Source organism: Acholeplasma sp. ORD1043 (assembly GCF_057808485.1).
In genome coordinates, this window is sequence record NZ_JAQLOJ010000011.1 from 1 (window position 1) to 19,628 (window position 19,628).

The window sequence follows — 19,628 nt, forward strand, 5'->3', positions numbered from 1 at the left end:
TTTATAGTTTTATATCAAAAATTAGAGGTTGGTTGTCGAGTTTAAGGATGGAATCATTAATTTCATATGTTTTATTGGTTAAAAGGTTTTTATATAAACCATCTTTTAAATCAACTTTGACTTCTGATTTACTTTCTAAATTAAAGATACCTATTAATTTTCTTTGAGTATCTTTATAGGATAATACTGCAATTTCTTTAGATTCTAAGATTTCGAAAATTCCTTCACTAAGTAACGGATCTTTCTTGATTGTTGCTAGTCTAGTTATTAATGGTTCAATAGAATTTTCTTTATTCCAAGGTACTAAATCTTTTTCAAAAAGATCTGGTCTTTTAGTTACTTGATGTTCTTGTCCTGCGTAAATCATTACTGCACCTTTTAAGAAGAATTGAAGTGCAGTCATTTGAATTAATTGATCATAATTCTTGGTTTTAGATGCAATTCGATCTTGGTCATGATTCTCGAAACTACGTAGTTTAACATAGTTTTTAGGAAATACTGACTCTTGTCTATTAACTTCATATAAGTATCTTTCAAGTGTATTTCTACCTTTTAGATAACCATCCATGAATGAGAAGATATCATATTCATAAGCAATATCAAATGCTTCAAAAATTTGTGAGTCGGTTGATGCGTCAAAACCGATATCACGTAGATATTTAATAAATCCATATTCAACAGATTCAGATAACCATATAATATCAGGTCTAATTGCTGATACTTTTTCTCTTGCTTCCTTCCAAAAATCAAGAGGTAGAAGAGGAGCTACGTCACAACGGAATCCATCAACATATTGTGCCCAATATTTTAAGACATCAATTAAGTAATCCCAAACTTGTCTTTTACCAAAATCTAAGTCAGCGATATCACTCCAATCGCCAACGCGATTTGCTAAACTTCCATCAACTTTACGATAGAACCAGTCTGGATTAGTCTTAGTTAATTCGGAGTCACGTGATGTATGATTGAACACAATGTCAATCATTAATTTCATGTCTCGTTTATGAACTTCAGTGATTAATTCTTTGAAACTATTTAGATCACCATGTGCTTCATCAATTGCATAGTAATCTTTAATTGAATAAGGTGAACCAACTTCACCCTTTCGGTCGAGTTTTCCGATTGGGTGAATCGGTAATAAGTAGACAATATCTGTGCCTAATGATTTAATTCTGTCTAAGTCTTCAATTAAACCTTTAAAATCACCAGTTTTGGTATGTTGTCTAACAAAAACTTGATATAACATTAAGTTTCTGTAGCTGTTTGGTGTATTTTGAGCCATATGATTAACCTTTCGTTGCTCCAGCCATGATACCTTCAATTAAGTAACGTTGGAATACCATGTATATAATAGCAATTGGAAGACCTACAATTAAAGCTGCTGCAGCAAATGCTGGGTAGTTCGCGTTGTTTAAGTCATTAATGTAAGAGAAGATACCAACTGCAAGTGTCCATTGTTCTTGAATTTGACTAATATCTTTTCCAGGAGCTGGAACATTTAGTAAATATCCAGGAAGCATATAGTCCATCCAAGGTGCCATGAACATACCAACTGCTACGAATGTAAGAATTGGAACTGCAAGAGGTAGAATAATCTTTGTAAAGATTTGTAGTTTTGATGCACCATCAATCATTGCTGATTCATCTAAATCTTTTGGAATTTGAGATAAGAAACCTTTAATTAACCATAAGTTACCAGGGATTGATCCACCGATATAAAGAATTGTTAAGTAAATTGGTTGTCCAAGTAAATTAAACTTCCAGAATAAGACGAACATTGCGATTAATCCCATGAAGGATGGGAATGCTTGTAAAACTAAGATTGCAAGTAGTCCTGCTTTTTTACCCTTAAATGAGAATCTAGCAAATACGTATGAAGCACCAGTAATAATAACTGTACCAACAATCATATTAACTAATGCAATTAAGAATGTATTTAAGTACCAAGTTCCGAATTTAGATTCGCTGCTTGTAAATAAGTAGATAAATCCATTTAAACTTGGGTTTTCTGGCCAAATAGTATTTGGAACAGATGATAGTGATTCAGAGAATGCCATACCGAAGATGTACATAATTGGAATTAAGACAATAACCACGAGTAATGACAATTCTGCATACACTAGTAATTTTTTAACAATGTTACCTAATGAGAAGGTAGCTTTTAAAGCTTGAATTGAAATGTTACGACGTTTTGGACGTAATTTAAAATGAATAAATCCATATACTGGTACTAGACCAATTAATCCCGGCTCAATGCCTTCATAACCTTTCTTAAATGCATATTCTACAACTAAACCTTGATGAAGTAGAAGTATAACAACAATTAAGAAAATAGTAAGAGAAGTTGCCATGACGTTATTAACAAGTGATAAGTAACCTAGGATTGAAATTGGAATCATTAATAGGAAGAAACCTAATACAATTAATGATACTAAACCAACACGTTTGATAATATAGCTAAATGAATAAATGTATTCAAATTCAGCTGTTGAAACCATTGGCTTAAGGTTTTCTAAACGATCAACGTATTTATTACCCCAAAACGGTACTAAACTTGCTAATTTTATTTTTGTTACGCCTTCGTAACCCTTTTTCTTAGCAGTATCCCAAACTAAAGAGTAGTTTGTAAATAATGCAACTAATATTAAGAATATTGGAATGATATAAATTAACATAGACTAATCCTCGATAAATGCACGGGTTCTTGATAGGTTCCATGCAGTAATACTTCCGACAATTAAGAAGATCAAGACTGAGAATACTGATGCCATATTGTACAGCGCAATATGTGGATCAGTAGTTAATCGATACATCCAAGAAATTAAGATGTCCGTATCCCCAGCATATCCCTTATTTGGGTCAGTTAAGTCACCTGGACCACCACCTGTGATAAAGTAGATGACCCCGAAGTTATTAAAGTTACCTGAGAAAGTCATAATCAGAATTGGTGCGGTTGAATATAAAACAAGTGGCATTGTAATTGATGCAAGTTTTTGGAATCCAGAAGCACCATCGATATCTGCTGCTTCGTATAAAGATTTATCGATTGCAGTCATAATACCGGTCATTAATGCCATGAAATAAGGGAATCCTAACCAAATGTTTACAATAATTAAAGTTGCGCGAACGAAGTTTGGATTATGAGGGTTAGTAAACCATTGAATATTATCAAAACCTAACCAGAATGTCTTAGCCCAACCAACTGCATCTTGATAAGCAACACCTAAAATACCCCAATCTCTAAATAGATCATAGAGACCCATTGTTTGGAATATTTGGTTTACTAGTCCGTTTTCATTGAAAATAACTGAGAAGACCATTTGCGATAGAAGTGCTGGAATTGCCCAAGGTAAGATAAGTATTGTACGCCATAGTTTTCTAAATACAACTGATTCAGAGTTTAGAATTAATGCTTGGAAGAATCCTCCGAAGAATACAGTTACAGTAGACATAACTGCCCAAACAATTGTCCAACCAAGTACACGCCAGAATGCAATAGAGAAACCTTGTCCAATGCCTGACTCAGGATTAAAGATAGCAATAAAGTTTTCAAATCCTACCCAATTAAAGATATCATCCATTGATCCACTACCTTTAATTGATGTGAACGCAATGAAGAAACCGAAGATAATTGGCATGATTGAGATAAATGCTAATACAAATAGTGCAGGAGATAAAATAATGTACTCAAATCCGTTATCCCAAACTGATTTGAAATATTCTTTAGTTGATAATACTTGTTTTGCTAATCGTCTTTCTTCTGAAACTTTCCAAGTGTCGATCATTGACCATACACCAAAGATTAAGAAGAAGAATAGTAAGATAAGTGAAATTAAACCTTCAATTAATAATAAAGTTGATACGTGTCCACGAACAACGACTTGACCATCATAAGCAATCTTACCGCGTAAGTTTGAATTTGATGCCTCTCCTTCTTTACCAACCATTACATCATATAATGCCTGATGAGAGGTGAAAGTAATTTGTTCTGCTTCACCTAATGATGTTACTTGCCAGAAACCTTTAATGAAGATACCTGCTTTATCATAGAAGAAATTATCGAAACTATCCATGAAAGAGGATTTAATTTCTGGGTTCAACTCAAGATATACTCTAACCATTAATTTCTTGAAATCTTCAGATTGAATAGGATTGTTTAAGTGACCTTGAACCATTGCAAGTCTGAAGTATTTAGAAAATTCAGTTTGTTTGTATTGTAAACGGACACCATTGTGGAATTCGCCAGCTTTATATTTCTCATATATTACACTATCTTTTTCATATAGTGCACCAATGATTGAAGATTGAAGTGTTGGTGCAAAAACACCAACTACAGCTTGTTGAAGATTGAAATTAGTTGATGATAGTTCTAAGTATCTGGTAGCACCACCAACAATTACCTCAACATAATATGTGTTTAGGTTTTTATAAATACGTCCAGTCTTGTTGAATGTTGTAAAACCTTGTACTGATGTAATTACTGTTGTATTTGCATTATTAGCATATAAGTAATGTGTTTCAGTATATTCTTTGTTATCGTTTCCGCTTGTCGATGTTTCGATGTAGAATTTGTTATTAACTTGATCCCAATATAGATTTTCTTTTGTAACAAATCTAATCGCAGAATTAATTTCAAAATCAGCTTCAGGAATGAATGCTGATGTTGTCAAGTTTGTGAAGCCTGGTTTTGAACCCTCAGCAATGTCTTCTGCGAAGAATTTAATGAATTGTTCTTCTGTGAATAAACTTGCAGTAGGATTTGAAATTCCTGTTGGCCCACCGTAATAACGACCATTAGTCCCCTTTTGAACCCCTATTTCAGTTAAAAACTCTTCAAAGGCTTCATGAGGATTATTATTATTGATCGCTTGGTCATCGTATGTTTGGAATAATCTTTTTTCATACCAAGTACCAAATGATTCGCCGGCAATTTTGCTTAAAGCGACCTCATTCTCGTATTTTGGTTGATAGAAGTAGTTAGATGTCGCTAACTCGATTGTAACCATTATTGCGAAAAATATAAAAAAGAATAAAGACTTTAAGTATTGTCTATTAAAGAGTTGACCCAGTCCCCAAATAAAACCAGAAAGAATGGTTTTTATGACATTCCATGCTTTCATGTTGCACAACCTTTCTCTATAAAATAATCAAATGGAGGCGATAGAAAAGTCTATCGCCTTCACACTTGATGGATTAATGTTTATTTAAAATATTATTTATGCGCCAAGATTTTTTAAAGCTTGGTAAGCAATTTCTGCAGCAGCCACAGCATCTGAAGGAGCAGTACCTGTATTCCAAACAGAAATTACCATTGATTCACCAGGACCCCAGTAGTGTTGAACTTCTGGAATTGTTGGCATTGGGATAGCGTCGTTTAATTGTTCTGAGATAGCAACCATTAAATCATCATTCATAAAGCCATCGATGTTTGGTAATAATTCAGTCTTTAATGCAGGAACTTTGTACTTCATATCAAATTGAAGTTGCATAGCTTCATCACTTAACATGAATTCTAAGAAAGCAGATGCAGCAGCAGTATGTTTAGAGTACTTGTAAATTGCTAACATTTGGGCACCAGCAAATGGTTTACCAACTTGACCGTTAATTGATGGTAATGGAGCGATACCGAAATCACCTAAAGTAGTTGAATCTTTGTATTCTTGGATATTCCATGGACCAGCAATGATGTAAGGAATCTTACCTGCAACGAAGTTAGCATTAGCTGATACTGAATTGTGGTTACCGTTACCAGTAACAACAGGTTTTAAGCTATTAACCATCCAAGTTAATGCAGATTCAGCTTGAGCAAAACCAACATTATTTGGATTGTTTAATTCTGGACCAAATGGTTGGAAACCAAATGATGAGTAAATATGTTGAATGAAGTATGAGTCAGCCCAGTGAGAAGATGTACCTAAGTAGTAGTAACCTTTAGCAGCGTTTGTTAAACCTGAACCATCACTAGCTTGAGCAGCATTCCAAGTAGCACCAGCAGTTAGAATTTCTTCATAAGTTGTAGCTGGAGTTGATACTAATGCTTTGTTGTAGTATAAACCTACAGCTTCTAATGACATTGGAACAGCATATAGTTGTTCAGTAGCATTTGCACCAGGACCGAATTCGCCAGTTTCTTCATTATAAAGTAATGTAGCGATGTCTAATCCAAGTGGATGTGCACGTTCAGCAACTTTAGAAGCAGTACCTGCAGGAATTGGATATACTAAATCTTCTAAGACAGCAGTAGCTAAGTGGTCATGAGGGAATTGGAAAATATCCGCACCGTTACCAGTTAAACCATAAGTCTTTAATTTTTCACGAGCTTCAACTGATCCCATATGTTGGTGTTTAACAATAATGTTTTTACCAGCATCAGTAGCATTGAAAGCTTCGATTACAGCTTGCATATATTCACCGTCTTGGTCATCAATCCAAACAGTGATTGTTTCTTTTTCACCACGTAATTCTGAGAAATCGTAGATAGCACCATTATTTGTTTCACTTGGTGTACATGCGATAATTACAGCAGAGAATACAACTAAAAGTAATGCTAAGAATATTTTTTTCATGTTTTTCCTCCTTATGCCGCACTCTTAGTTACACGGAATGTGAATGTAACTTCACCCACGTTACCCCATGTATCTTCAACTTGTAATTTAATTACATAATCGCCTTCAGTTCTAGTGTCTAAAATTGAATTTGGACCAGCAGGAACGTAAACAGCTTGAGTTAAATTACCATCGCGATCATCATTTGCTTCATATAGTGGGAAGTCATCTAAGTCGAATGGTTGACCCCATGCAACAATAACAACACCATCTTCATCTAATAATGGGAAAGTGATTACTGGAGCTTGAGTATCCATAGCAACAGCGATTTCTGCTTCATTAGTTCCATCATTATAGAATAATACATATTCTTTAGTGTTATCTAACGGAGTAGCTTCTGGTAATACTACAACGAAGTCAGTTAATGATGCAGATCTAACTGAGAAGTCAACACGTTCTAATGCAATAGCATTACCGAATGTGTTTTCACCAGTCTTTTGTTTTAAAACAAACCAACCAACCATAGTTTCCATTGCGTCTTCTTTTTCATCAGCTTCTTCAGCTTCTGCATAAATGTTAGTAACAGCAGCAGAAAGTTTAACAATGATTTGAGTTGGACGTGGAGCATATGTACCATTAAATTGACCAGTCTTAGAATCGATTTGGAAAGGCATTAATTTAAATGAGAATGCGTCTTCTTCAAAATCAGCATATGCATCTAAACCATAGAATACATTGTCGTTAGCAGTATAAGCATCACCTTTTGATACTACCCATGCAAATGAAGTATCACCAACAGCATGAGTACCTTCACCAAATGCACCTTGTAAAGTCACGTCACCAGTTTTCTTATTAGCATCGCCACCAGCATAGATTAATAAACCAGCACCTGGAACTGCATCATCAGCAGCAGGAGCAGCAGATAACATACCAGCTTTAACTTGAACACCAGCAGCAGTTTCACCTGCAGTTGAGAATACTTTTAATGGAGTTCCCCAACCTGATGCTTCTTGTGACCAACCTGACCAGTTATGAACACCAAGGTTTTCTTCATAGTTACCAGTTGGATCAAAATAAACTAATAACATATTGAATTTATCAGAATCAGCTACATAATATCTTGGATCATCAGCTGATGAGTTTGCAGTTCCTTGGAAAACATAAACGTGTGTAGTTTTATTTGCTTGAACAACTGTTCTAGCGATGTTGATGTCACCAGTATATTTTGTGTTCCAGTCTGGATCACCACCACCAGGTCTACTTACACCAATAAAACCAATTGTTTCTGTGTTGTCAGCAGCAACAACTGGAACGTTGTTGAAGTTGAATACAGCACCGAAATCATCAAGTGCATCGTAAGTTGCTTTGTCACTTACGTTAGCACCCCAACCCCAGCTACCTAAATCTTGATAGTTATCATCCCATTTTTTGAAATGAACTACAAGGTTACCAGTTTCAACTTCATCAGCAAAAAATTGAGGAAGCGAAACAAGTAAGGCAACTAAAGCGAATAAAGATAAGATAATCTTTTTCATTTTACCCTCCTAAAAAGTATTGTTGTGATTCATCTTACAGCATTAAGTATATCACGAAATAGGTCTCGAATGTAAACGCTTTACAAGTGTAACGATTATGCAAACGGTTTCCTTTTGTAATCGCTAACATGTAAAAGTAATTTTTTTTAAGATTATGATATAGTGAGAACGTAAAGGAGGGTTTTTCGATTGAAAAAATTAGTTATATTTATGATGTTGTTTGTGTTTTCTGTTGTACTTTCGTTAAATTTTTCGTACGCAGCTACACCTAACACATTAGTGGTTCATTATTATCGCTACGACGATACATATGATCATACATTTTGGATGTGGGAATCAAAACCAACAGGGGGAACTGGTAAAGAATTTACTTTTAATCCAAGTAATAAGGATGAACACGGAGTTTATTTTGAAGTAAATCTTGGTGTCGAATATCCTAGTGCAACAGAAGTTGGTATCATTATTAAAAAAGGTGCCGGTTGGAGTGGTGAAAGAGAACCTGGCGGTGACAGATTCATCAACCTTTCAGATATTGAAGTAAAAAACGGTAAAGCACATGCTTACTTTGTTCAAGGATCAGTCAAATTTGCTACATCAGACGCTGACTTAGAAAATGGTGTGGTTGAATATGGTGCAACCATATTATATAACGGGTTTGCACGTAGAAATAATAAATTCTACATTGATGTGAATTTATCGAATTCGGCAGTAGATTATAAAGTTTATGCTAGTGGTGAACAAGTTCAATCTGGTGTTTTTGGCAATGGATTAACTCATTCAATTGAAATCACTTCATTAGACTTATCTAAAACTTATGAGATTGAAGTTAACTTTGGGGAAAAGGTTTCTAGAAAATTTGTTCAACTAAGTGGTATTTATGATACACCTGAATTTGAAGAAGAATATACTTATAATGGTCAACTTGGTGCAACCTATTCTAAAGAAAAAACTACATTTAGAGTATGGGCTCCTTTGGCATCAGAGTTAACATTAAATCTTTATAATCAAGGTCATCCAAATTATGATAGATTAGGAAATCCGAATCAAGAATTATTACCTTACGAAACTCATGATTTCGTAAAAATTGAGAATGGTGCATGGGAAGTAGAAGTTGACGGTGACTTAGATGCTAAATATTATACTTTCTCTGTAACTAATTATGAAATTACATCAGAAGTAACAGACCCATATAGTTATTCAACTGGTGCCAACGGTTTAAGAAGTATGGTTGTTAATTTTGATAAAACAGACCCAGCAAATTGGGAATTTGTTGAACGACCACAAACAATCGTTAATTTTACTGATTACATCATATGGGAACTTCATGTTAGAGATTTAACCACACATTCAAGTTGGGGTGGAAATCAAGCATGGCGTGGTAAGTTCTTAGGTTTATCACAAGGTGGTACTTCCTATACACAAGATGGAGTAACGGTTACAACTGGTTTAGACCATATTGAAGAATTAGGTGTAAATGCAGTTCATTTACTACCAATCTTTGATTTTGGTTATGTAGATGAAGTCGAATTATTTCAAAATCCAAATGCAACAAAATCATTTAACTGGGGTTATATGCCTTACCACTTTAATACTTTAGAAGGTTCTTATTCTACAAATCCTTTCGATGGATATGTTAGAATGTATGAATTTAAACAAGCAGTCAAAGCTATGTCTGACAAAGGTATAAGAGTAATTATGGATGTGGTTTATAACCATACAGCAGAATCTGAAGGCTCTAACTTTAATAAGTTAGTCCCAGGATATTATCATAGATTAACATCAAATGGAAGTTTTTCAAACGGTTCAGGAACTGGTAATGAAACTGCATCTGAACGTTCAATGTTTAGAAAATTTATGATCGATTCAACTACATTCTTGGTAACTGAATATAAACTTTCAGGATTACGTTTTGACTTAATGTCATTACATGATGTTGATACAATGAATGAAATTAGACAAGCAATGAATGCTATCGACCCAACAATCATCTTATATGGTGAACCTTGGGCAGGTGGTGACACATTAATTGATGGTTCAATCGCCGCTGGTATGACAAATACAAATGGTTGGGATAGAACACAAATTAGAAAATTAGATAATGGTGTGGCTGCATTTAATGATTTATTACGAAATGCTTTAAAAGGTGATCCTGATGGCCAAGGACGTGGTTTCTTGCAGGGTGATATGGATTATAACAAGATGCAAGACTTAAGAAAAGGTATCCTAGGTGCAACAGATCAATTTACTAATGAACCAACTCAAAATATCGTTTATAATGAAGCACATGATAACTTAACGCTACATGATAAATTAAGAAATACAGGATTCTCAGCAGCAGATGTTAAATTTGGTCAAATGCAATCCAATGCAATTGTGTTAACCTCAATGGGTATTCCATTCCTTCATGCTGGTACTGAATTCTTGCGCAGTAAACCACTACAAGGTGGTGGTTATGAACACAATTCATATGAATCACCAGATTCAGTAAACCAATTACGTTGGGATCGTAAATTACAGTACAATGAAGTATTTGAGTTCACAAAAGCATTAATTCATATTAGAAAAACTTATTCTGGTCTAAGAATGAGCACTACAGCTGAAATTCAATCAAGATTTGAATGGGTTACAACTTCTCAAGATGGATCAGATAAAGCATTAGCATTTAAGATTAAAGGTACAGCAACAGAACCAACCATCTTGGTTATTCATGCAGGTAAAACATCTGGTGCCACAAACGTGACATTAAGTGATGGAAAAACATATATGCAATTAACTGGTAGAGCTGGCACACAAGCTCTATATGATACCGAAATAGGTCTCGTTTCAAGAAAAGGCAATATCTCAATTGGCTCACAAAATACATCAGCAATTTTTGTAGAAGTGATGTCAACTGATAAAGCATCTATTAAATCTCAAAATGTGAATATAGAATTAGGTGCTTCATTTAATGCACTTTCAAATGTAAATATACCTACAGGTTCACAAGTTTATGCATCTTCAATTGATACATCTATCCCTGGATTTAAATTAGTTACAGTTATTGAAGTTGATTATCTTGGTAATAAGAATATACTATTCTATACTGTTAATGTTGCTGGTGGAAGATTCACAGGTTCAATCACTGTAGGAGGTCTAGCATGAAAAAATTATTAGTTAGTTTACTGCTATTAATGAGTTTTGTTTTAGTCGCATGTGATGGAACTGCTGATTCAGTTGTTGAAGTTCAGAATGCAACAATTACTGGTAAAACATTTACTGCAGATATTGTTATTTCGATTGAGATTGATGATGAAGATTATTTAACTGAAATAGTTACAAATGCAGTTTATAGTACTTACAATTCATTTAAAGAAGATTTTGGCGTAGATACCTATACATTGTATTTCACAGTATATTTATCAGATAGTGAAGAATCAATTGGTTCAATCGCTTATAAGATTAATGCCTCACTTCAAAAACCTGGTTTAAGTTATATTTCTGATACGTTAAAATTGTCATTAGAATAGTGGATATATTAAAGGTATGTTTATTAAGAACATACCTTTTTTTTGTGTTTAAAATTATGGCAACGATTTTACAAACAGCATAATTGATAAATGTAAGCGCATACTATATACTAATTATAAATATTTATCAGTATTTCACGAATACTTAAGGGGAGGGACTTTTGTGAAAGAAAAGAAAAAATATGTAGAACCTTTTGTTGAGGTGCTAGAATTTTCGTTTGAGGAGAGTATCGCATCAAGTGGGGTTGCATTCATTGAAGAGATGTGGGGTGAATTGTGATGAGACATAAATTTTCATTAATTTCACTCATTTTAGTTTGGATATTTGTATTTGTATTAGCAGTTATTCCAAGTTTGTATGCAGATGGTCCAGTTGGTAAAATTAATCTTAAAGTATATAAAGATGCTAGTGAGCCAGTTGTAAATATTGAATTATCAGGCTCATTGGGAGAATTAATTGATATAGAACTAGATGGTATTAAACCAAGTGATAAAGAATTTGCATTCTATGTTTACAATGGTCAGAAAGTCGATGATTCTGAGAGTTTTTTAGTAAGCGAATCAACAAATATTGCTGTATTTTTTAAGGCTGAAGAGGAAATAATCGCTGCATATGTGGATACAAATGGATATATTTTAGGTGTTCAATACGGAATTGATGAAATTGAACTAAACTTCCCGGGCATGGAAAATCCAACAAAACCTGGATTATCATTTTCTGGATGGAATTTGACAGGAGTAATTACTGAAGATGTCATAGTTAAAGCAGAATATGAGTTGAGTGATAATAATAAATACACAGTTACATTAGATAACGAAGCTGGTGTTTATGGTGCTGGCGAATACGACTATAATGAAATTGCTACAATTTCAACGGATTTGGAAGACTTCAGCCATTGGGTACAAGTTGGAAGTTGGACTGATGGTGCAATCGTAAGTTATAATAGAGAACTAAAGTTTACAGTCCTTGAGAATATTACATTAAAAGCAGTAACTGGATCGATAGAACCTCAGAATATAATTTACTTAAATGAAGTAACAGGTATTAGACCAGGTTATGAATCCTATGTAGGTCAAGTAAATTTAATTTCAGGATATACATTAGTAGAAGCGGGATTGGTATTGTCTAATATCATTCCAATGCCATCAATTAGTGATGAATTTGTTGATAAAGGTGCAAGTACTTCAATTCATTCGGTGACTAAAGAATTCTTATTAAGTATAGTTGATGATGCATTTAGATATGTAAGGGCATATGCAATTATTAGAAATGAATTAGGTGAATTTACAACTATTTATAGTCAAAATAGTAAGCACTCAACAGATGTAACTTTTCAACTTTGGGTAAATACTGATTGGCATCCTAGACCTACTGTGGAAGTAGTTTTTGATTATGACGGTGCTAATAATGATGTCCTTCTGATGTATCAACAGCCAAGTCCAGATAATGATTACTTAGCTACGAAGCGATTTGAGTGGTTTGGTGACGATGATAAATGGTTAATAATTCATTACAAATACAGATATAATTATGATTTTAATAAACCTGATGATGAAGACATTACTAGTTATATCGATTTCGAAGTCACTGATTTATTTTTAGAATGGGTTGGTGGACATTAAGATTTAAGTGGGTAATAAAATAAAACCGGGTCTCTTAATGAGAACCGGTTTTTAATTATTTAATATAATTATTCAATTGTGATGGATTGATTTCTAAAACAATTGTTCCATAAGCTGGAATATTTAATGATGAACCATATACAAAATCAATATAATCAGTACTTACTGAAGCTGCTGATGATGATACATTATGTAGGACTAATAATGCTTGTTCAACACCATGCGCATTGTAATATCTTACAAAACCTTGTATATTAGATGAATTATTCTTCCATGCTTTTAAGTAATTACCATACATTAGAGCTGGATTATCTTGTCTTAAATTTGCAAATGTTTTGTATGTATTTAATAGTGAATTTGAATTGTTTAATGACTGTGTAACACTTGGTGCATCATTAGAACCGTCATATGGCATTAGCCATGTAGTTTGTTTTGATGCATCACCCCAAATAAATGGTGCTCTTCGGTATTGATCCCAAATTGGACCTTGACCATTAAAGTCATTACCACCATAGCTTACACCTTTCATACCTAACTCATCTCCATAATAAATATGCGGTGAACCAGGGAGTGTTAACATAAAGGCAGCAGATTGTTTTAATTTTTCTAAACCATTAGCTCCAGAGTATTCACCACGAGAGGCAACCCTATCGATATCATGATTACTGATAAATACACCAGGAGTATAATTTGGATTATATGTCTTATAACTATCAAAAGCTCTAACGACATTTGAAACTAATTGATTTACACTGTTTCCGCTACCAATTTTACCCCAAATTTGACTAGCAACATAAAAATCAAATAATGAGTCAAGACCGATATAATATTGGTTATATGCGATATATTCATATTCGAATACTTCACCGACAAAGAATACATCAGGATTAATTGTCTTAGCATAATCTTTAAGATTTTTTAAGAATTGATAATTTTTTGCTTGCATTGAAGCAGGATTTGTATTTGGATTACCTAAGAAGAAGTGTTTCGCAGCATCGAATCTGAAACCATGAACACCTTTTTCAATCCAATAAGCCATGATTTCCTTAATTTCATTAACTACTTCAGTGTTGTCTAAGTTTAAATCCTTCATACCACCAGCAAAACTTTCAAAAGAAGTGTCTGGTGATGTCCATATGTACCAATCACGATATGGACTGTTTACACTAGATTGGGCTGATGTATACCAAGGATGTGTATCGGATGTATGGTTAATAACAAAATCCATAACAATTCTAATACCCATTTGATCAGCTGTTTCAATGAGGTTTTCTAAATCTTCTGATGTACCATATTCAGGATTAACTTTATAGTAATCTTTGACTCTATATCCGTGATACGAATTCCAATCGGTATCAGTCTCATTCCATGGTAACATCCAAATAGCAGTAGCACCTAAATCTTTTATGTACTCTAAATTTTCAGTAACACCATTAAAATCACCAACCCCATCACCATCACTATCAGCAAAAGAGCGAATAAATAATTGGTAATAAATATCGTTTTTAGGGTTTAGTGCTCTAAGATCAACATCAGGGTTTTCACCATCAGTATTGTCATTAGGATTACAAGCGATTAATACTAAAGCTACGAAAGCTAGTATCCATATAGTAAATATCTTTTTCATAATATCCCCCTTAAGGATTTTTACAAAGTTAATTTATCATAGCAAATGATAATTTCCCTAATACTTTGGCAAAAATATAAATATGTAAACGGTTTACTTTTATGCAACTGTCTTTTTAGCAAATACTAATAGTGTTATCATTACGATCAAGCCTAAAGCTAAATTGAATACCACTGGCGCAAATCCAGGAAGAATTAATCCTAAAATCATAGCAAGTATAGCCGGAATTGTTGATGAGAAAATAACAAAGTTAAGACCATCTTTATAATTTAAGAATTTAGCAAATCCAAAACGATAAATTTGGATGATACCTGATAGAAGTAAAGCAAACAGAATGGTTGCAGAAGTATTGAATACTTGGTTTCTAATGGTAACAAACAAAATGATGTAACCAGAGAAAGATGACTCAACACTTAAAGCAAATTCTTGGAACATTTGTTCACGTTCTAATCCGGTAGAATAGTTTAAATCATTTAAATTAATTATGGTTTTGAACCCATAATATCCATCAGAATCTAAGAAGTTACCTTCAAGGTCAATATATCTAATAAAGTCTTCGTAAAAGATAACTTGGTGCTTGTCGCTTGGATAATCAATATCTTCATCGTATCCAAAAATGAAAACATATTCTTTATATGTTAAATATCTGCCATCAGCATAATCTGAATCAAATCCTGTAAGTTTGCTCATTGTACCATCTGGAAGATTCGACCAAGTAGGTACACCATCAGTTAGATTTTCACGAATGAAATTGATTTGTTGTTGTTCATTTTGAAAGCCCATGACTGTTAATGGAAAATTCATAAATGAAACAATAAGTAAGAAGTAAATCAATGTTTTAATTAATGATTCACCACGATGTGTTAATAATTTTGGAATTTGAAATCCATATTTAAAATATCTAACTAAAAACATATTAATGTAGGTCCGTATCTCTCATAGTTTTTGTTCTAATGGCTTCATTAGCACGTTTATTTTGTGGAGAATAATCTAAATCGATTACTTTTGTCTTAAAAATGAAGTCATGAATTGTTCTTGAAACTTGATTTTCTGAAATAAAGAAATAAGCTACGATTAGGTAAACACCAAAGGTTGCAAGTGATAATCCGTACTTAACAAATTCTCTAGCAATTAACTTAATAACGTGTGGTTCACGATCATCCATGTTAACAACTTTTATTTTTTGAATTCTTTGTCCAAATGTTTGATGAGATTTCAAACATAGCGGTAAAATAATGATTAATATGAAGGCAACCGCTATAACAATAAATTGAACTAAATTTTTACCTTCAAAGTCAGGTAAGCCTAATGCTGTTAATAAAACTGCTACAGATAAACCTGAAATATCTGCTGCAAATGCTCTAACTCTTTTTTCAAATCTTGGAACCATATTTACACCTCGTCTTGTCATAACTATTATAACATTAAAATTTACTGAAACCGTTTGCAATAAAAATTATATTATTGTATAATAACTTTGATAGAAATCTTGCGTCTATCTAAATCAAAAATATAATTATTAGGGGGCTACAATGGCTACATTAGTTTTAAAAGACATTAACAAAGTCTATCCTAATGGTGTTCAAGCGGTCTTTGACTTCAACTTAAACATCAAGGATAAAGAATTTATCGTTTTTGTCGGACCATCTGGTTGCGGTAAATCAACCACCCTCCGTATGATCGCGGGCCTAGAGGACATTAGTTCAGGCGAATTATATATTGATGATGAATACAAGAACGACACTGCTCCAAAAGACAGAGATATCGCAATGGTATTCCAAAGTTATGCGTTATATCCACATATGACTGTGTATGATAACATCGCCTTTGGTTTAAAATTACGTAAAGTTCCAAAAGCAATCATCAAAGAAAAAGTACAAGCGGCAGCGGAAATTTTAGGTTTAGTTCCATACTTGGATCGTAAACCAAAGGCTCTTTCTGGGGGGCAAAGACAACGTGTTGCATTAGGACGTTCAATCGTTCGTGATGCTAAAGTATTCTTGATGGACGAACCATTATCAAACTTAGACGCGAAACTACGTGTGCAAATGCGTGGAGAATTAATCAAACTTCACAAGAAGTTAGACACTACAACAATTTATGTAACCCATGACCAAATCGAAGCTATGACAATGGCTACTCGTATTGTTGTTATGAACAAAGGTTACATCATGCAAGTTGGCGAACCTAAAGAAATTTATGACAAACCAGCTAACATGTTCGTTGCAGGCTTCATTGGTACACCTCCAATGAACTTTATCAATGGTAAAGTTGATGGTAAAGGTGTATTCCATGCAGGTCAATACAAGATTCAATTACCACAAGATAAATTTGAAGTTGTTAAACAAAACAAATTTATCGATAAACCTATCGTTTTAGGTATCCGTGCAGAAGATATTCATGACGACGAAGTTGTTATGCAAGCTCATCCTGCTGGTATCTTAGACGTTGTTGTCGACGTTGCTGAATTATTAGGTGCTGAAACTAACATCTATACTGTAATTAACGATTGCAATGTTATTGCTAAAGTTAATGCACGTACAAATGTTACTATGGGTGACAAGATCAAATTAGGATTTGACTTACATAAAGTTCATTTCTTCGATCCTGAAACTGAAGTAAGATTAGTATTCGACCCAAATAAAGCTGAATAAGCTTAAAAATCAATATAAATTGATAAATTACGGAGTAATCATGCAAGAGGGTTACTCCGTTTTCATTTATAATAAGACTAGGAGGTAGGTACTATGAACTTATTTGATATTAAAGTAAAGAATTTTAAACATGAAGTAACAACCCTTTCTGAATATAAAGGAAAAGTTATTTTGATTGTAAATACTGCAACTCGTTGTGGACATACGAAACAATATGATGGTTTACAAAAACTATATGCAGCTTATGAAGATAAAGGATTTGTGATCCTAGATTTTCCATGTAATCAATTTTTAGCGCAAGCACCAGGAAATGTAGAAGAAATTAAGGAATTTTGTGATTTAAACTTTCATACTACATTCCCGTTATTTGACAAAATTAAAGTGAATGGATTCTTTTCGCATCCGCTCTATAGATTTTTAAAATCAAATGCACCGTATGAGTTACAACCAAATCAAACTTTAGAGGACGTTAATAAGTTAAAAAAGACACCAAAACGAATTAAGTGGAACTTCACGAAATTCTTAATTGATCAAAATGGTGAAATTAAATATCGATTCTCACCTGGTTTTCAACCAAGTGATATTGAACCGTTTATAAATCGATTATTAATCACATAATTGACATTCGTACCGATTTTTGGTATGATATTAAACGTTACACACGATGTACACACGGAGGAAATAATATAATTATGGAAGATACAAGTTGTGGCCAGAGGACGAAAATAGACGAACCTGAGGAGGATATATTCTCATGGTTGTCAGTATAATATTAATATTTGTCTTTATAGGTCTCAATGGCATATTTGCCGCAAGTGAAATTGCATTAGTTTCAGCCAATCGTAAAAAGGTTGAAGCAGATGTTGAATTAGGTAAAAAGAAAGCTAAAAAAGCCAAAAAATTATTAGCTTTAATGGAGAATCCAACTAAATTCTTATCAACTATTCAAATTGGTATTACAATGTTTGGATTTATCAATGGTGCGATTGCCGCGAACTCATTTACAGAACAAATCGCTGGTACTTTATCAGTGGATTTCAACTGGGATATTGCTATTGCATCACCTATCATCACTGTTATCGTTACATTATTGCTGACGTACTTACAAGTCGTACTAGGTGAACTAGTACCAAAACGCCTTGCAATGAAAGCACCTGAACCAGTTGCTTATTTCTTTGTAGGTTTCTTAAGCGCTATTGCTTTAGTTATGCGTCCGTTTGTTATATTACTTACAGGCACAGCGAACTTACTTGTTAGAATGTTTGGTATTAATCCTAACGAAAACGATGATACGATGACAGAAGATGAATTAAGATTAGAACTTAATGCATCTGAACAAAAAGGTGTCATTGACAGTTCTGAAAACGAAATGATTCAAAACATTTTTGAATTTGATACAACAACTGTTGAAGAAGTTATGACACACCGAACAGAAGTGTCAGCAATCGATATTGAAGCAACTAGAGAAGAAGTTATTTCTTATGTAACAAATGAGAAATATACAAGATTCCCTGTTTATGAAGGAACGATTGATAAAATCATTGGTACACTTCATGTTAAAGATCTATTAAAATTCTTAGAGTTAAATCCTAATCAAGAAGAATTTAACTTAAGAAAATTGTTAAGAGATCCACTTTTCGTCCCTCAATCTAAAAATACTAGACAATTATTTAAAGATATGCAGGCATCAAAAGTACATATTGCAATTGTTATCGATGAATATGGCGGAACAGCTGGTATTGTAACATTTGAAGACTTAATCGAAGAAATCGTTGGTAATATTTTTGACGAATACGATGAAGATGAAGTTGAAATTGCAACAATTAAAGAAGATCAATATGAAATAGATGGTCTAACAAACATCGATGATGTTGAAGAATTGCTGGATGCACATTTACCTGTTGAAGAATATGACACGTTATCAGGATTTATCTTAGGTCAATTAGGCCGCTTCCCTGAACCAGATGAAACAATTGTTATTGTATACAATAATTATCGTTTTGAAGTTTTAGAAGTTGATGATAAAGTCATTGAAAGAGTCAAAGTTACTAAAATTGAAGATAATCAAATAAATGACGAAGCAGATGAAGGTTAATTCATCTGCTTTTTTCTTGCTTTTCTATGCTAAAATGAATATA

The 19,628-nt window shown here is 33.5% G+C and carries 14 protein-coding genes; 6 read left to right on the forward strand and 8 right to left on the reverse strand.

What is annotated here, in order from left to right:
- Nucleotide 1: 1 nt before the first annotated feature.
- From PG914_RS04910 to PG914_RS04930, 5 genes are all read right to left on the reverse strand, one after another.
- The gene (locus PG914_RS04910) at nt 2-1,282 is read right to left on the reverse strand and encodes an alpha-amylase family glycosyl hydrolase (RefSeq protein WP_488822595.1); all 1,281 of its coding nucleotides are present in this window, start codon (nt 1,280-1,282) and stop codon (nt 2-4) included.
- A gap of 4 nt (nt 1,283-1,286) precedes the next feature.
- Nucleotides 1,287-2,675, reverse strand: coding sequence for a sugar ABC transporter permease (locus PG914_RS04915; RefSeq protein ID WP_488822596.1), 1,389 nt, complete (start codon nt 2,673-2,675; stop codon nt 1,287-1,289).
- A 3-nt stretch (nt 2,676-2,678) separates the two neighbouring features.
- A complete protein-coding gene (locus PG914_RS04920) occupies nt 2,679-5,120 on the reverse strand; it encodes a carbohydrate ABC transporter permease (RefSeq protein ID WP_488822597.1) in 2,442 nt (813 codons plus the stop codon).
- Between the two features lie 96 nt (nt 5,121-5,216).
- Nucleotides 5,217-6,566, reverse strand: a complete 1,350-nt coding sequence (locus PG914_RS04925; RefSeq protein WP_488822598.1) for an extracellular solute-binding protein — start codon at nt 6,564-6,566, stop codon at nt 5,217-5,219.
- 11 nt (nt 6,567-6,577) lie between these two features.
- On the reverse strand, nt 6,578-8,080 hold the full coding sequence (locus PG914_RS04930) for a pullulanase-associated domain-containing protein (protein WP_488822599.1): 1,503 nt from the start codon (nt 8,078-8,080) through the stop codon (nt 6,578-6,580).
- 189 nt (nt 8,081-8,269) lie between these two features.
- Here PG914_RS04930 and pulA point away from each other — a divergent pair, with 189 nt between their 5' ends.
- From pulA to PG914_RS04945, 3 genes are all read left to right on the forward strand, one after another.
- On the forward strand, nt 8,270-11,221 hold the full coding sequence (pulA, locus tag PG914_RS04935; RefSeq protein ID WP_488822600.1) for a type I pullulanase: 2,952 nt from the start codon (nt 8,270-8,272) through the stop codon (nt 11,219-11,221).
- Nucleotides 11,218-11,586 carry a hypothetical protein gene (locus PG914_RS04940; RefSeq protein WP_488822601.1) on the forward strand — a complete coding sequence of 123 codons (369 nt, stop codon included), beginning with the start codon at nt 11,218-11,220 and terminating at the stop codon, nt 11,584-11,586. Before pulA ends, PG914_RS04940 begins: the two co-directional genes overlap by 4 nt.
- 279 nt (nt 11,587-11,865) lie before the next feature.
- Nucleotides 11,866-13,209 carry a hypothetical protein gene (locus PG914_RS04945; protein WP_488822602.1) on the forward strand — a complete coding sequence of 448 codons (1,344 nt, stop codon included), beginning with the start codon at nt 11,866-11,868 and terminating at the stop codon, nt 13,207-13,209.
- Nucleotides 13,210-13,264: 55 nt separating this feature from the next.
- Here the strand turns inward: PG914_RS04945 and PG914_RS04950 are convergent, their stop codons facing one another.
- The 3 genes from PG914_RS04950 to PG914_RS04960 form a co-directional block, all read right to left on the reverse strand.
- Nucleotides 13,265-14,836, reverse strand: coding sequence for an alpha-amylase family glycosyl hydrolase (locus PG914_RS04950; RefSeq protein WP_488822603.1), 1,572 nt, complete (start codon nt 14,834-14,836; stop codon nt 13,265-13,267).
- Nucleotides 14,837-14,935: 99 nt separating this feature from the next.
- Nucleotides 14,936-15,751 (reverse strand): DUF1189 family protein, encoded by an 816-nt coding sequence (locus tag PG914_RS04955; RefSeq protein ID WP_488822604.1) that lies wholly within the window; start codon nt 15,749-15,751, stop codon nt 14,936-14,938.
- Nucleotide 15,752: 1 nt separating this feature from the next.
- A complete protein-coding gene (locus tag PG914_RS04960; protein ID WP_488822605.1) occupies nt 15,753-16,247 on the reverse strand; it encodes an RDD family protein in 495 nt (164 codons plus the stop codon).
- A 121-nt stretch (nt 16,248-16,368) separates the two neighbouring features.
- On the opposite strand from PG914_RS04960, the gene PG914_RS04965 reads away from it, so the two are divergent.
- The 3 genes from PG914_RS04965 (at nt 16,369) to PG914_RS04975 (ending at nt 19,585) form a co-directional block, all read left to right on the forward strand.
- Nucleotides 16,369-17,490: an ABC transporter ATP-binding protein gene (locus PG914_RS04965; protein WP_488822606.1), complete on the forward strand. Its 1,122-nt coding sequence runs from the start codon at nt 16,369-16,371 to the stop codon at nt 17,488-17,490.
- A gap of 93 nt (nt 17,491-17,583) precedes the next feature.
- On the forward strand, nt 17,584-18,108 hold the full coding sequence (locus PG914_RS04970; protein ID WP_488822607.1) for a glutathione peroxidase: 525 nt from the start codon (nt 17,584-17,586) through the stop codon (nt 18,106-18,108).
- Between the two features lie 136 nt (nt 18,109-18,244).
- Nucleotides 18,245-19,585, forward strand: a complete 1,341-nt coding sequence (locus tag PG914_RS04975; RefSeq protein ID WP_488822608.1) for a hemolysin family protein — start codon at nt 18,245-18,247, stop codon at nt 19,583-19,585.
- The last annotated feature ends 43 nt before the right edge of the window (nt 19,586-19,628 follow it).